Raw genomic sequence first — 14,330 nt, forward strand, 5'->3', positions numbered from 1 at the left:
TAGCAACGGTCTTGTCCGGTATGGCTTGAGGTTATTTGTAGAGATTTAACGCTCATATTTTTGCCGCGGGTGGGGCCGTTGTCTAGTTGGTGGGTGTGGGGTGCGTGTCTACTTTTGAATAAGCCTCCATGTCTCAGGTTAAATCTCAGCAAACTGCTCTTACTAAAGCTGAACAGCTGACTAGCTTTCTTCTGAAATCAGGCGTGGAGGGAAGCAAGACCTTCAAAAGCGCAGAGCAAGTAGCTGAGGAAGCTTTGAAAAGTACGCGAGGCGATCGCAATAAAGCTATTAAGAAAGTGATTGCTTTACATGCTCGTACAACCGGAACAGCTGGCTTTGTTACTGGTCTGGGAGGTCTCGCGACACTCCCAGTGGCCATCCCAGCTGATCTCTCAGTTTACTATTTGCAAGCAACCCGAATGGTAGGAGCCATCGCAGTAATCCAGGGTTATGACTTGGAGAATGAAGAGGTCAAATCAATCATTCTTGTGTCTCTAATTGGGGCAATCGGTACCGAAGTAGTAAATAAGCTAGGAATCAATGTCGCCGGAAAAAGTGGTGTAGCAGCACTAAAAAAGCTTCCTGGGCGGGCGCTGATTGAGATCAACAAGAAGGTTGGATTTCGATTACTTACTAAGTTTGGTGAAAAAGGTGCGATTAACTTAGTAAAAGTGATTCCTGTTGTTGCAGGTGGGGTTGGTGCTGGAATAAATGTTGTAGGGATGACAGCGATAGGTAAACATGCTCAGAAAAACTTTCCCTATGAACCTTTGGGTGACACTGATGGCTAGATGCCAGATTGTGTAAGAAAATGAGGCAATGGAAAAAGCGTTGCAGGCACTTGCAAATACAGGAAGGCGATAATTTTTATGTTGCTTCGTTTGATGTGTAACTGCAGATTCTCGTAATTTCCTATAAACCTTCCCCGGGGTACAGGTTTGTGCGTCGGGGAAGGGGTTGCTTAGTGGAATATTCCTTCGTATATATTAAAAAATTTTGTTTCTTTGGGGGTTTTGCTGGTTAGAGAGTTGTTTTGTGCATAATGATGGTGTTGAAATATTTTAGTTCTGAGTTGTCTAGAAATAGGATATCGTTCGCAAGCTTAGCTTCATGTTGATGTAGAGATATTTAAAACTGCTAGCATCGCAGTGCGAAGAGTGCCAAGACCTGGTGATACCGGATATTCTGAAATACTTGTAGTCACCTTTAGGTAATCGGTAAGTTTTCCTATTAATAATTTTCTTAAAGTGTTTTAATAATTTTTTTACATGAGGAAATGGTATGTCTGAAGAAAAGAGAGATCAAGAACAGAACCTGCAAACTGCAGCTGAAATTGCTCTTGTTGAGTTGCGCCCCGGTATTGCTGCCCTATACTCTAAAGATTCAGTGGCTGGGCTAGAAACAATGTCATTTGACTTACTCAATAATGAGACTAACGCGCGACTTGCTGATGGGTTATCGATGCTTCTCAACGCCGGAAGCGTAGGTAGCCAATTTGTCCAGACCGGGGCTGTCTTGCAGGGGCTGGTTCAACTTACCCCCAAAACCTTGAAAGACCTGGAAACCATGGCTCCGATGACAAATGGTTTGGTTAATTACGGTTCCCTCATGAAGGGAAGTAGCATCGGTGCATCGCTACAGTGGACCAAACTTCCACCCGAAACGGCTGCTCTACTCACCGGTCCTGGAATGTTGCCAACCCTGGCATTAGCTGCAGTTGCCCATCAGGTTGCAACAATTAACCGTAAACTTGATGAAAATCTTGAACTAACTAGGCAAGCTATTAACGAGATTCGCCAAGCCACCCAAGAAGACCGGTGGGCAACGCTTATCTCCTTAGATAAGGTAGTTTCAAAAGCTCTTGATGAAGCACGCTCGGTTGGTCAGGTAACAGGGCATGTTTTTGAACCTATCCAAGGCAAAGAATCAGAAATTATTAAAAGCCGTGAGCTATTTTCAAATAACGTACAAAAGCACCTCTCAGCCTTGTCAGCAAATATAGATGAGCAGAGAAACTACATTGAAGCTAATGAACAGGCCATACTCAATGACGCTAATGGTCTTTTGCTGGCCGAATGGACAAGACATCGCTGGAATGTGCTGCGGTCGGCGCATATTAGCTTAGATGAGGGTGCATATAACCTGTTAGAAACTGTTCTGGCTACTACTGAGAATGAATATGAGGAATCACGTAAAAAACTTGAGAACTTGTTGAGTACACTCGTTCAACAGTTGAATCTGATCAAGGAACTTACCCCAGAGGGAGGATTGGCTCGTATACCTTTTGGAAAGGGTCGACGCAGCCTAAATTCAGCTGACAAGGCGGAATCATTAGCCCAAGCAGTCTCAGCGCTAGCTGGAAAAGCTTACAGCGCGCCAGCACAACCAGAACCAAGTTTCACCGTATTTAACCAGGAAGTTGAAGAGTCACTTTATCGTATTCTTCGGTGGGCCTTGCCTCCTGGGGCTCGGTTGCTGGCTTTTGCGGATGTTAATGAGGGTTTCACCAACTCATACTTGGGAATCACAGAGACAGACTTCTTTATTGTGAGCTACGGAGATTTGCGGAAGAAGGGGCTGGTGGGAGAGCTTCACCCCCTGGCCGATATTCGCTATGTGCGTTTAGATGAACGAAAGTCCCGTGACCCTCAGCTGCATATCATCACAAAGGATCAAAATTTCCAGGTTGATTTTGATCGGTGGATTACTTCTGGGGAGAACCTATCTAAGGCTCGTAGGCTAGCAGATATTTTGGCAACCGTAATGAATCTTCCTGTAGACGAGAAAAAGAATGACCCGATCTTCGAGCTGGAGGGTCAAAAGCAGTTATCGGGGGGATGGGGAACAAGTAAGAGCCTGTCTTAAAGTGCAAGTGCCCCGCGAAAAGTGCGGGGCACTTGCACTTTTTCGATGGCATCTTAAATGGGTGTGCGGTGTGTCGTTCACCTCTCGTAAGCATGCTTTGGCACAATAGGTGATAACAAGTTCACTGATGAAAGAAGGTTTATCATGAAAGCACGTCTAGCGTTTATCGCCGGTGCAGGTATCGGTTACGTGCTGGGTGCTCGCGCAGGCCGCGGCCAGTACGAAAAGATCAAGACCCAGGCCGCCAACGTCTGGAACGACCCCAAGGTACAAAACGGCATCAAGACCGCCGAAGAAACCATCAAGGAACAGGCCCCCGTCGTCGCCGAAAAGGCCAAGGAAGCCGCTGCGGCAGGTGCCGAAAAGGCTAAGGAAGCTGCTGCCGCAGGCACCGAGAAAGCCAAGGAAAAGGCTGAAGAGGTCAAGGACGCCCGCACCGAGGCTAAGGCCGAGAAGCAGGTAGAAAAGGCAGAAGCTAAGGCCGAAAAGGAAGCCGAGAAGGCTGACAAGAAGGCCCAGAAGCTGGTCGACGATGTCCCTGCCGATGTTGTTTCAGATCCCGCCACCGATATGAACGACGAAGGCCCCGCGACTACCAAGTAAAGCCTCCTCACGCTCAAGCGCAGACCCTCCCGCCCTCGGATAATCGAAGAGCGGGAGGTTTTGTGCTTCTATCTGGGATAATGGGGAGCGACCTAGACACCACCTAACTTTTGGAGACCCCCATGTCTGATGCCCCCGCACCCGCCTGCCCCGCCTGCTCTGAAGAGTACTCCTACCAGCAGGGTGACCTCTGGGTCTGCCCCATGTGCGGCCACGAGTGGGCCGAAACCGATGCTGCTGAGGCAGAAGAGACCGGCTCCAAGGTGCTCGATGCTGTCGGCAATGAGCTGGTGGACGGCGATTCCGTCACCATCACCAAGGGCCTCAAGGTCAAGGGTGGTGCTGACATCAAGGCTGGCACCAAGGTTCGCGGTATCCGTCTGCTCGAAAGCCCCGTCAACGGCCACGATATTGAAGCTAAGGTTCCCGGCGCAGGCCAGATGTACCTGAAGTCCTCCGTGGTCAAGAAGAGCAACTAACCCCCGAAAGCAGTGGCCCACCCGTGAAATGGCTGGTGTGGGCGGTTGCCATAGCCGCCTACGTTTTCTCGATTATCAACCGCAGCTCCTTCTCGGCGCTGGGGGCCACTGCCCAAACCCACTTTGGGGTAGAGGCTACAGCTATTTCCCTCTTCATCATGCTGCAGCTGGTGGTCTACGCCAGCTGGCAGGTGCCGGTGGGCGCTCTGCTCGATCGTAAGGGGGCGCCGGTGCTGATTGCCATCGGCCTGACCCTCATGACGGCTGGCCAGTTTCTCCTGGCCCAGAGTGAGACTGTGCCCCTGGCCCTGCTGGCGCGTGTGCTGGTGGGCAGCGGGGACGCCTGTATCTTCGTCAGCTTGATTCGTCTGATTTCAGATTGGTTTACCCCTAAACAGATTCCGGTGGTCAACCAAATTAGCGCCAATATGGGTCAGATGGGTCAGTTGGTTGCCGTCACGCCCTTGGTCACCCTGGTGGGTGCCCTGGGCTGGCAGGGCGGATTTACCGTTCTCGCCGCTATCGGTTCCTGCCTTCTGATCCTGGCCCTATTTACGCTCAGGCCGGCTCCCGGCAGGGCTACCGTAGCCCAGGGGCTGGGCCGCCGAGCCCGGCGCGGACGGGGGAGCGCGTCCGCCCGGCGTCCGCTCCCTGACCAGGAAGAAACCAACCGGGCCCGCGCCGACCACCCCTACCCCGTCACAGACTCTCTACCTGTACTACCCCCAGCAGGAAACCCAGGCTTTGCGGCCTCTATCAGGCAGGTACTGGCCTACCCGGGAGTGCGCCTGGCCTTTTGGGTGCACTACGTGACGGCCTCCATGATTTTCTCCATCATGCTGCTGTGGGGCATGCCCTTCCTGACAGGGGGCCTGGGCTATAGCCTGGCCTTGGCCTCGGGCATCGTCAGCACAGTGGTGGCCTCCATCGTCATTGCCGGGTTCTTCACCGGCTCGATTCTCTCCCGCTTTTCTCCCTACCGGGTGCACATTGCGGTGGGTAGCAGCCTGCTCAACCTCAGCCTGTGGTCCCTGATTTTCTTCTGGCCCGGAATTGCCCCCACCGCCCTGGTGTACGCTGCGGCTATTACTCTGGGCATTAACGGCCCGGTATCCATGGCAGCTTTTGAGGTGGTGCGTTCGCACGTGCCCCAGCACCAGCGCGGCCTAGCCACGGGCATCGCTAATATGGGAGGCTTCGTAGGGGCCCTCACCACCGTGTTCCTGATCGGCCTGATTCTTGACAGTCTCGGCGCCGGCACCCCCGAAACCTACACCCTTGAGGCCTTCCGCTGGGCTATGGCCAGCCACATCCCGGTAATTCTGCTGGGTATTCTCATGATTGCCCTGCTTTACCCCAAGGCCAAGCGGGAGCTGGCAGGCCGGGCACAGGCGTCCTAGTTTCTCAGGGGCGGACGCCCGCCGCCCCTCCCAGTCGACAGGCAGCAAATGCGCGGGGAGGGGCACGGTATCTTGCCCACATTTTCCGGTTTTCACTGGGCAGGTGCTACTGCGGTCTTTAGAATTAAAAGCCGCACACCACGCCTTAACCTGTGAAGGAAACATGACCAGAAAATCAGTCGTCCTGTTCACTAGCCTTGCCCTGCTGGCCCTCACCGCCTGCCAGCAGGAAGAAGTGATTACCCGCGTTGACCCGCAGACCGCTTCGGCAAGCGCAAGTTCAGCATCGCCCAGCCCTACCCCCTCCGTTGAGGCGACCACCGCAACGCCCACTCCGGAGCCGACTCCCGAACCCACCACCGCAGAGCCGACCCCTGAGCCCACTCCCGAAGACCCCTTCCCGGGCACCGTTTTTGCCGAGAACGGCGTGACCTTCTTCGTCCCCCAGGACTACGTGCAGGACGCCGCTCCCTCCCAGGCAGAAATCTTCACCTACCAGTTCACCCACTACCGTAGCGCAGAGGACGCCGCAGGCCGCTTTATGGTGGGCACCCCCTATAACGATGAGCAGGGGCGCAGCGCCGAAGAGATGGAGAAAGAAACCGTCGCCCGCCTTACCCCGGCCTGGTCTATCAATGAGACCATTGAGACCATTAACTACACCCGCGAAGACGGCGTGCGTGTGATTCGCTCCGAGGTACGTTTTGCTTCGAGTAACGCCCCCGGCTATATCTTCACCCTGGATAACGGGCACGAGCTGATGCACGCCGCTATCTTGGTCGACGAGGCCAACCCTGACTTCGTGAAGAAGATTGAGGATTCTATCGGCTTCGCCTGGTAGCAGGTACTTTAGCCAGAAGCCTATACACACAGCGGGCGGAACCGGTACCGGTTCCGCCCACTGTGGCGTTTAAAGAGTTTCGCTATAGGTTTGCCCCGCTTTTAGTTTTCTTCTGCGGTCTCTTCGGGGGTGTGCAGCTCGCCCACGCCCTCAGACAGGGCAATGAATTCGTCGATGTCTTCCTGGGTTGCGTAGGGTACGGGGTGTACGAGCAATTCATTAATACTGGAACGGAAGATGTAGCTAAGGTGGACGGGGTCTGATCCCTTACCGCCGATAATAGCTTTGGTGGTCAGACCGTAGCTGAGCATGGTCAGCTGGTTAGCCTGCACCTTGATATCGGTTCCGGCCTTAAGCTGTCCTGCCTCGTCGAGGTGCACCAGCATATCGTAGAAGAGGGTGCGGATGCGCTCCAGGCTGGCAGTCGAAATATCTTTAATTTCGGGGGTAGAACGCAGCTCGGCCACCATGCCCAGGGTGATGCGGGAAACCGCGCGGGAGCGCGGGGTGAGTGGGATGAAGTGCTCAAGAATCTTGATGGTGTTGAGCACGTCCTGCCCCTGTACCGATACCGCCCGCATACTGGCCTCGGTCTCTACACCGATAAGTTCCAGGGCGTAGGTGACAAGTTCGACGCGGCTGTCGAAGGAGTGACGCAGGGAACCGGTGGAAATACCGGCTTCGGCTGCCACCTTGCGAATGGTGATAGCTCTGACGCCGCGCTCGTTGAGGAGTTTCCAGACTGCCTGGGAAATGACTTTCTTGCGTTCGTCGTGGTCAATGAGTTTAGGCACTGAAGAACTCCTGACTGAAGTAGTCGAGATCCTGATCCTCAGGGTAGGTGAAGATTTCAAGCAGGGTCTCGAAGTGGGTGAGCATGGGGGCCATGAGCTCTTCGTCGCTTGCCTCGCCATCGGTGAGCAGGTAGAGACAATTAATTCCCCACAGCAGAGCTACAAGCTTTTCTACCTCTAGGTCGATATCGATATCGTCGCGCACAAAGCCCTGGGCCCGCAGCTGGCTGAGCAAGAAGCCATAGGCGTAGAGGAAGTCCTTTTCATGGGACTGCAGAATCTTGGCGATACCGGGAATCGTTGAGGCATCGGCCAGCATGCCCGCAACCACGGTGATAAAGAGCTTGCCGTCTTCAGAGACGGGGGAGAGCTCGGTGAAGATTTCTTCGAGGCTGTAAATCAGCTCGTAGTTGAAGGTGCGGCTGGTGAGGGACCTAATGAAGCGCTTGCCTACATAGTCGAGAGAGAACTGCATCATCTCTTCGTGGGAGGGGAAGACGTGGCGCAGAGAGCCTGTAGAGATGCCAGCTTCGGCGGCTACGGTTCGCACAGATACGCCGCGGACGCCTTCACGGGCGAGCACCGCCCAGACCGCCTGGGCGATTTCTTGTTTTCGTTCTTCGTGGTTGATGAGTTTTGGCACAGTTTTACTTTAGATGATGGTGTGGTTACAGGCGTCGCACCCTGTCTTTTTTCGTGGGAGAACGCCTTTATGACGTGGTGCGGCGGGGTTTTATGACGCTAGGTAGGACGCCAGGTGCTCGCCGGTGAGGGTAGCAGCGGCGGCGAGGGCAGTGGGGGTTCCCTCAAAGACGATTGTACCGCCCCCGTGGCCGGCCTCGGGGCCAACGTCAATAATGTGGTCAGAATGGGCGATGACGGCCTGGTGGTGTTCAATGCAGAGTACGGTGGTGCCGGCGTCAACCAGCTGGTCGAGCAGGGTAAGGAACTGCTGAATGTCGGCCAGGTGCAGGCCGGTGGTGGGTTCGTCGAAGATGTAGATTCCGCCGGGTTCTGCCATGTGGGTGGCGAGTTTGATGCGCTGGCGCTCGCCGCCGGAGAGGGTGGAGAGGGGCTGACCGAGGGCGATGTAGCCCAGGCCCACATCGACGAGGCGCTGCAGGATTTTGGTGGCGGCGGCCAGCTTGGTGTCTTTGGCGCTGAAGAAGGTGAGGGCATCGGCAGCAGAGAGGGCCAGAACGTCGCTGATGTTCTTGTCGCCCAGGCGGTATTCGAGCACGCCGGGGGAGAAGCGTTTGCCCTCGCATGCCTCACAGACGGCGGTGGATTTTTCCATGAAGCCCAGCTGGGTTTCTATCACGCCGGTGCCCTTACATTCGGGGCAGGCGCCCTCAGAGTTGGCTGAGAAGAGGGCGGGCTTGACCCCGTTGGCCTTGGCGAAGGCCTTGCGGATAGGTTCGAGCAGGCCTGTGTAGGTAGCCGGGTTGGAACGGCGCGAGCCTTTGATAGGGGCCTGGTCGATGTAGATGATGCGCTCTTCGCTATCTGCCTGCTGCTCGAGGAGCTCGGTAATCAGGGAGGACTTACCAGACCCGGCAACGCCGGTGAAGGTGGTCAGGACGCCGGTGGGCACGGCCACCGAGACATTTTTGAGGTTGTTGCGGGTTGCGTGAACAACCTGCAGGGCCCCGGTAGCCGGGCGGACGGCGTCCTTAAGTCCCTGCCGGTCGTAGAAGTGGCGGGAGGTGACGGTATCTGCCTGCTTGAGCCCCTCGAAGGCCCCGGCGTAGACCACGGTGCCACCGGCAGAACCGGCGGCTGGGCCCATGTCGATAATGTGGTCGGCAATGGCGATGGTCTCGGGCTTATGCTCTACCACCAGCACGGTGTTGCCGCGGTCGCGCAGGCGCAGCAGAAGCTCGTTCATCTTGGTGACGTCGTGGGGGTGCAGGCCCGCGGTGGGCTCGTCAAAGACATAGGTGACGTCGGTGAGCGGGGAACCCAGATGGCGCACCATCTTGGCGCGCTGGGCCTCACCACCTGAGAGCGAGGAGGCAGAGCGGGAAAGGGCAATGTAGCCCAGGCCGATGGTGACCATAGAGTCGAGCAGGTGCTCCAGCGCAGCGAGCAGGGGAGCGACCTCGGGGATGTCCTGCTCACGCACCCAGGCAAGCAGGTCGGTAACCTGCATGTCGCAGAGCTCAGCAATGTTCACCCCGTTGACCTTGGACGCCAGGGCAGCCTGCGACAGGCGGGTGCCGCCACAGTCAGGGCAGGGGACAAAAGTGACGGCCCGGTCAACAAAGGCGCGAATATGGGCCTGCATGCCCTCCTTATCCTTGGAGAGCATAGACTTCTCAATGCGGGGTAGCAGACCCTCATAGGTCATATTGATGCCCGCAATTTTCATCTTGGTGGGCTCTTTATACAGGAAATCGGCACGCTGCTGCTCGGTGAAATCCTTGATCGGAATATCGGTGGGGTAGAGACCCGACTCCTTGTAGAGGCGGGCGGACCAGCCGCTGGTAGAGAAACCGGGGACCTTGAAGAAGCCCTCATCTTCCATGGTCAGGTTCTCATCAAAAAGTTCAGCCAGGTCAATCTGGCTGGTACGGCCCAGACCCTCACAGCGGTTGCACATACCGCCGGTACGGGAGAAAGTAACGTGCTCGGCCTTACCGTCACCTACCTTACGAGCCCCGGTGCCCTGCACGGTTGCCTGGTTGAAAGAAAAAGCGGTGGGGGAGCCTAGATTTGGGGAGCCCACACGGGCAAAGAGCATACGGAGCATGGGAAGGGCATCGGTTGCAGTGCCCACCGTTGAGCGAGGGTTAGCCCCCAGGCGCTCCTGGTCAACGATAATAGCGCTGGTCAGCCCCTCAATCGCATCGACATCGGGCCGATCCTGATGCGGCATAAACCCTGCACAAAAGCCGAATAGGTTTCATTAATAAGACGCTGAGACTCAGCCGCCACCACACCAAAAGCCAAGGACGACTTACCCGACCCCGACACACCGGTAAAGACCGTCAGACGGCGCTTAGGAATCTCAACCGAAACATTCTTGAGATTATTATTGCGGGCACCCGTAATACGAATAGTCTGATGGGAATCAGCGGGGTGGGTTGCAGACACGAAATCTCCCTAAAGTGCGAAAGTTAGCTGCACACCAGTCTATCGAACCGCCCACCCCGGCTAAGACCCGCGGTTCCCCGCACAGCGCAACACCTTGCACCACCCCGGTTGCCTGCGCCACAATACAACTATGGCTACTACACATCTTGAAGGCAATGACGTAAAGACCGTAGGCGACCTGCCCGCCGTAGGTTCCACAGCACCCGCATTCACCCTGGTGGGCACCGACCTTGACGCAGTCACCTCAGACTCATTCGAGGGTAAGAACCTGGTCCTCAACATCTTCCCCTCCATCGACACCGGCGTCTGCGCCACCTCCGTCCGCAAATTCAACGAAGAAGCATCCAAACTCGAGAACACCACCGTCGTGTGCATCTCCAAGGACCTCCCCTTCGCCCTGGGCCGCTTCTGCGGCGCTGAAGGCATCGAAAACGTTGTCTCAGCCTCAGCCTTCCGCGACTCCTTCGGCGAAGACTACGGCGTAACCATGACCGACGGGCCCCTGGCCGGCCTGCTGGCCCGCTCCGTTGTCGTCGTCAACGCCGCCGGTGAAATCGTCTACACCCAGCTCGTCGACGAAATCACCACCGAGCCCGACTACGAGGCAGCGCTCGCAGCTCTCTAAAACCAACATCACTTACGCGGTGGGTATATCCCTTCCGCCTGCTGACCCTCTCCCAGCTCGCGCTGGGGCGCTCGCCGCTCTCTAAAACAGAGACACCGCGCAATAAATTAAATTAGCGCAGCAAACATACTCTCGCCGACTGACCCTCTCGCTCCTCGCCTAGAGGCTCGTCGCGATTCACGCCAGACCCAGCCAGTCGGCTCCGAGTATGTTTGCTGCGCTTTTTTGGTAGGTGCCTCTTGGCGGTATCTCCTTAGAAGACCCAGTTAGCAAGTACCACGCAGGTCGCTGTACCTACGATGAGGGAGAGCGCCAGGTTCTTCCGCCACAGGTGGGTAGCAACAGTTACTACCGCTCCGGCGAGGTAGGGCAGGGCCGTCTCGCGGGAAGAGTAGTCGATTTCTGCCAGCACGTAGAAGCCCAGGCAGATAATGGCGCCCATGGGCAGCCAGGCGGCCAGGTTAGCAACCAGAGCTGAATCTTTGAGCACGGACTTCACGCCGAAGGGAATCAGTCGCAGGGCGAAGGTGATGCCGGCGGCCAGGAAAATAGCTGACAGAATGTAACCGGTGCTAGGCACGGGGAGCCTCCTTCGCAGGGGTAGTGGCACGCTGGGCGGCAAGGTGACGGATCGTGAGCAGGACCACCAGGGTCAGCAGAGACACCAGCAGCATAGAATGCGGGGCAAGGACGATGGCCGTCAGCGAGGCAGCTACCGCAAGGGACGCTGTGATCCGGTCCTTGACCGCCCGGTAGGCGTCGATAGAGAGCACCAGGAACATACCGGTCATCACGAAGTCAACGCCCTCTAAATGGGAGAGAAAAGTGGCTCCTAGAATCACGCCCAGTGTGGAGCCGCCCCACCAGGAGAGCCAGAGCACCACAGAAACCGTCATGATGCGGGAGCTACGAAAATTCTGCGACCCCGGGGCGGTGTTCAGGGCATAGGCCTCGTCGCAGAGCATATACACAGCCAGGGCCTTAGCTAGGTTCCCCTTGACGTTCTGCAGGGGATAGGAGATGCCGTAAACCAGGTGCCGGGCGTTCATGAGCAGGGTCGTGGAAGCAATCAGGCTCAGTGGCGCAGCGGCGGCAATCATGCCCACCAGCAGGAACTCCACCGACCCGGCAAAGACAATAGCTGAGAGAGCCGGGGCAACCCACCAGGGCAGGCCCACCGAAGCGACCAGCACGCCCAGGCCCATGCCCATGACCACAAAGCCAATGCAGAGGACACCGGCTACGCGCAGGCCTTCCCTAAAGCCGCTTTCGCCGGGCAGCTGGCTGATGTGTTCCCCCGTAATGGGGGCGGACGCCGTCGCCCCGCTGGCGGGGGCCGGCAGGTTGGCAGGGGTAGAAGGCGCTGAGAGCTGACCTGTATCTGGGCTGGTGTGGTGCATAGCCATAAGTTTAGATAAAACTAGAGGAACTCCAATTTTCTGATCAGCATGTAACTGCTTGCCTCCTCAGAAATAAAACCCGTGCTGGCGCCGTTACCCGGGTACCGGCGTCCGCCCTCCCCCCACAGTAAGGAAGAACCATGACCGACAAGACTACCCGCACCGAAGACCCCAACTACCGCGCCGTGACCGTCGAGCGGGTCGCCTCCCGCCACTACCGCGCCACCAACGCCAAGGGCGACACCCTCGACTTTGGCCAGGGCGAAGGGCTGCTCACCCCCGTCGAACTGCTCCTAGCCGCTATCGCTGGCTGCTCCGCCATCGACGTCGATGTGGTCACCGGCCGTAAATCAGAACCCGAAACCTTCACCGTACACTCCTCGGGCTTGCGCAAGGTCGACGAGAACAAGGCCGTCAGTCTCGACGACATCGAAGTCAGCTTCAACGTGCGCTTCCCCGCCACCGAAGACGGCGAAAAAGCCCGTTCCATGGTCGACCGCCTGATCAAACTCTCCGCCGAAAAAGACTGCACCGTCTCCCGCACCGTCGAACACGGCGCGTCCGTCACCTTCATCAACGAAGATAAGCAGAGCTAAATCACGCTGCCCACCCGGGGGTGCAGGGCGCTCGCGGTGGTAATCTAAAGTTTGTCTTATGCCCCCTAAGCAAAACTGTTGGGGGCTCATTACCACCGAAAGTAGCAGCACACTATGTCTACTGAAGCGCAGTCTGTACCCACCGGGCAGACCAAAGAAGAGCTCAAGCGTGGCCTCGCCAGCCGCCACCTCTCCATGATCGCCATCGGCGGCGCCATCGGCACCGGCCTCTTTGTTGCCTCCGGCTCCACCATCGCTGAAGCCGGCCCCGGCGGCGCCCTGCTGGCCTACGCCCTGATTGGCATCATGGTGTTGCTCCTCATGCAGTCCCTGGGCGAAATGGCAGCAAACCTGCCCGTTGCAGGCTCCTTCCAGACCTTTGCCTCCCGCTACGTCTCAGACTCCTTCGGCTTCGCCATGGGCTGGAACTACTGGTTCAACTGGGCCATTACCGTAGCTGCTGAGCTGGTGGCTGCCGGCGTCATTATGTCCTACTGGCTTCCGGACGTCCCCGGCTGGATCTGGGCTGGCGTCTTCCTGGCCATTATCCTGGGCATCAACGTGCTCTCGGCTCGCTCCTACGGCGAATCAGAGTTCTGGCTGGCTACCATCAAGGTGGTCACCGTGATCGTCTTCCTGATCGCTGGCGTCGCCATGATTTTCGGTATTCTGGGCAACCACGACAACGGTTTTTCCAACTGGACCGACGGTGAAGCTCCCTTCAAGGGCGGCTTCCTCTCTGTCCTGGCTATCTTCATGGTCGCTGGTTTCTCCTTCCAGGGCACCGAAATGATCGGTGTTGCCGCAGGTGAATCCGAGAACCCCCGCCGCGATGTGCCCCGAGCCCTCAAGAGCGTTTTCTGGCGCATCATGCTCTTCTACATCGGTGCTATCGCTATTATCGGTACCCTGATTCCTTACACCAGCCCCAACCTGCTGCGTGCGGACGCCACCGATATCGCCTACTCACCCTTCACCATGGTTTTTGAGAACCTGGGTATTGCATTTGCCGCTTCGGTGATGAACGCCGTCATTCTGACCGCGATTCTCTCTGCCGGTAACTCGGGCCTCTACGTTTCATCCCGTATGCTCTACGCCCTGGCTCTGGAGGGGCGTGCTCCCAAGATTTTTGCCCGCGTGAACTCCCGCGGTATTCCCATGCCCGCCCTACTCATGACCGCCGCTATCGGCCTCTTCGGCTTCGTCTCTGCCGTGGTGGGCGAGGGTTCTGCCTACACCTGGCTGATTAACATCTCTGGCCTATCGGGCTTCATCACCTGGGTGGGTGTGGCTATCTGCCACTACCGCTTCCGCCGCGCCTACGTGGCTCAGGGTAACGATGTTAATGATTTGCCTTACAAGGCCCCTCTCTTCCCGATTGGCCCCATCGTTGCGCTGCTGATGTGCCTGCTGGTGATTGCCGGCCAGAACTACAACGCTATCTTCGCTGGGCACTGGTTCGAGGTTGTCTCGGCCTATATCGGTCTGCCCATCATTATTGGTGTCTGGCTGGTGCACAAGCTGGTAACCGGCTCAAAGACTATCCCGCTCAAGGACGTGGACGTCTCAGGCCTTGAGGTCTCAGGCAAGTAAGTTACTTGTGAGGAACAGGGAGGGCACCGGGGTTTTCC

General features: G+C 56.9%; 13 protein-coding genes and 1 pseudogene. 9 read left to right on the top strand and 5 right to left on the bottom strand.

The annotated features are described in order from the left end of the window. Nucleotides 1-128 precede the first annotated feature (128 nt). The 6 genes from L7A20_RS09995 (at nucleotide 129) to L7A20_RS10020 (ending at nucleotide 6,188) form a co-directional block, all read left to right on the top strand. Nucleotides 129-791 carry an EcsC family protein gene (locus tag L7A20_RS09995; protein ID WP_237199208.1) on the top strand — a complete coding sequence of 221 codons (663 nt, stop codon included), beginning with the start codon at nucleotides 129-131 and terminating at the stop codon, nucleotides 789-791. 490 nt (nucleotides 792-1,281) lie between these two features. Then, complete coding sequence (locus L7A20_RS10000; protein ID WP_237223362.1) at nucleotides 1,282-2,865, top strand: hypothetical protein; 1,584 nt, start codon at nucleotides 1,282-1,284, stop codon at nucleotides 2,863-2,865. A gap of 144 nt (nucleotides 2,866-3,009) precedes the next feature. Next, nucleotides 3,010-3,468, top strand: coding sequence for a hypothetical protein (locus L7A20_RS10005; RefSeq protein WP_237223364.1), 459 nt, complete (start codon nucleotides 3,010-3,012; stop codon nucleotides 3,466-3,468). A 122-nt stretch (nucleotides 3,469-3,590) separates the two neighbouring features. Further along, complete coding sequence (locus L7A20_RS10010; protein ID WP_237186053.1) at nucleotides 3,591-3,947, top strand: zinc ribbon domain-containing protein YjdM; 357 nt, start codon at nucleotides 3,591-3,593, stop codon at nucleotides 3,945-3,947. A gap of 23 nt (nucleotides 3,948-3,970) precedes the next feature. Next, the gene (locus L7A20_RS10015; protein WP_237223365.1) at nucleotides 3,971-5,347 is read left to right on the top strand and encodes an MFS transporter; all 1,377 of its coding nucleotides are present in this window, start codon (nucleotides 3,971-3,973) and stop codon (nucleotides 5,345-5,347) included. A 163-nt stretch (nucleotides 5,348-5,510) separates the two neighbouring features. After that, nucleotides 5,511-6,188 (top strand): hypothetical protein, encoded by a 678-nt coding sequence (locus L7A20_RS10020; RefSeq protein WP_237223367.1) that lies wholly within the window; start codon nucleotides 5,511-5,513, stop codon nucleotides 6,186-6,188. Nucleotides 6,189-6,289: 101 nt separating this feature from the next. On the opposite strand, the gene L7A20_RS10025 is transcribed toward L7A20_RS10020, so the two are convergent. From L7A20_RS10025 to L7A20_RS10035, 3 genes and pseudogenes are all read right to left on the bottom strand, one after another. Further along, a complete protein-coding gene (locus L7A20_RS10025) occupies nucleotides 6,290-6,982 on the bottom strand; it encodes a TetR/AcrR family transcriptional regulator (RefSeq protein ID WP_237223369.1) in 693 nt (230 codons plus the stop codon). After that, nucleotides 6,975-7,625, bottom strand: a complete 651-nt coding sequence (locus L7A20_RS10030) for a TetR/AcrR family transcriptional regulator (protein ID WP_237223371.1) — start codon at nucleotides 7,623-7,625, stop codon at nucleotides 6,975-6,977. Before L7A20_RS10030 ends, L7A20_RS10025 begins: the two co-directional genes overlap by 8 nt. Nucleotides 7,626-7,715: 90 nt before the next feature. After that, nucleotides 7,716-10,078: pseudogene (locus tag L7A20_RS10035) on the bottom strand (ATP-binding cassette domain-containing protein). Nucleotides 10,079-10,208: 130 nt separating this feature from the next. Here L7A20_RS10035 and tpx point away from each other — a divergent pair. Continuing rightward, on the top strand, nucleotides 10,209-10,703 hold the full coding sequence (tpx, locus tag L7A20_RS10040) for a thiol peroxidase (RefSeq protein WP_237223373.1): 495 nt from the start codon (nucleotides 10,209-10,211) through the stop codon (nucleotides 10,701-10,703). Nucleotides 10,704-10,956: 253 nt separating this feature from the next. Here the strand turns inward: tpx and L7A20_RS10045 are convergent, their stop codons facing one another. Next, on the bottom strand, nucleotides 10,957-11,283 hold the full coding sequence (locus L7A20_RS10045; protein WP_237223375.1) for a branched-chain amino acid transporter permease: 327 nt from the start codon (nucleotides 11,281-11,283) through the stop codon (nucleotides 10,957-10,959). Further along, entirely contained in the window at nucleotides 11,276-12,109 is an 834-nt protein-coding gene (locus L7A20_RS10050; RefSeq protein ID WP_237223376.1) for an AzlC family ABC transporter permease, read from the bottom strand. The genes L7A20_RS10045 and L7A20_RS10050 overlap by 8 nt, the downstream gene beginning before the upstream one ends. 134 nt (nucleotides 12,110-12,243) lie before the next feature. Between L7A20_RS10050 and L7A20_RS10055 the strand changes: the two genes are divergently transcribed. Both L7A20_RS10055 and L7A20_RS10060 read left to right on the top strand, forming a co-directional pair. After that, the gene (locus L7A20_RS10055; RefSeq protein WP_237223378.1) at nucleotides 12,244-12,699 is read left to right on the top strand and encodes an OsmC family protein; all 456 of its coding nucleotides are present in this window, start codon (nucleotides 12,244-12,246) and stop codon (nucleotides 12,697-12,699) included. A 114-nt stretch (nucleotides 12,700-12,813) separates the two neighbouring features. After that, nucleotides 12,814-14,292, top strand: coding sequence for an amino acid permease (locus tag L7A20_RS10060; RefSeq protein WP_237223379.1), 1,479 nt, complete (start codon nucleotides 12,814-12,816; stop codon nucleotides 14,290-14,292). Nucleotides 14,293-14,330 lie beyond the last annotated feature (38 nt).

This window comes from Rothia nasimurium, from assembly GCF_928381415.1.
Lineage (GTDB): Bacteria > Actinomycetota > Actinomycetes > Actinomycetales > Micrococcaceae > Rothia > Rothia nasimurium_H.

Bases quoted from the DNA above. Each gene is read 5' to 3' on its own strand.
- L7A20_RS09995 (WP_237199208.1), top strand. From the start codon at position 129: ATGTCTCAGGTTAAATCTCAGCAAACTGCTCTTACTAAAGCTGAACAG.
- L7A20_RS10000 (WP_237223362.1), top strand. From the start codon at position 1,282: ATGTCTGAAGAAAAGAGAGATCAAGAACAGAACCTGCAAACTGCAGCT.
- L7A20_RS10005 (WP_237223364.1), top strand. From the start codon at position 3,010: ATGAAAGCACGTCTAGCGTTTATCGCCGGTGCAGGTATCGGTTACGTG.
- L7A20_RS10010 (WP_237186053.1), top strand. From the start codon at position 3,591: ATGTCTGATGCCCCCGCACCCGCCTGCCCCGCCTGCTCTGAAGAGTAC.
- L7A20_RS10020 (WP_237223367.1), top strand. From the start codon at position 5,511: ATGACCAGAAAATCAGTCGTCCTGTTCACTAGCCTTGCCCTGCTGGCC.
- tpx (WP_237223373.1), top strand. From the start codon at position 10,209: ATGGCTACTACACATCTTGAAGGCAATGACGTAAAGACCGTAGGCGAC.
- L7A20_RS10050 (WP_237223376.1), bottom strand. From the start codon at position 12,109: ATGGCTATGCACCACACCAGCCCAGATACAGGTCAGCTCTCAGCGCCT.
- L7A20_RS10055 (WP_237223378.1), top strand. From the start codon at position 12,244: ATGACCGACAAGACTACCCGCACCGAAGACCCCAACTACCGCGCCGTG.
- L7A20_RS10060 (WP_237223379.1), top strand. From the start codon at position 12,814: ATGTCTACTGAAGCGCAGTCTGTACCCACCGGGCAGACCAAAGAAGAG.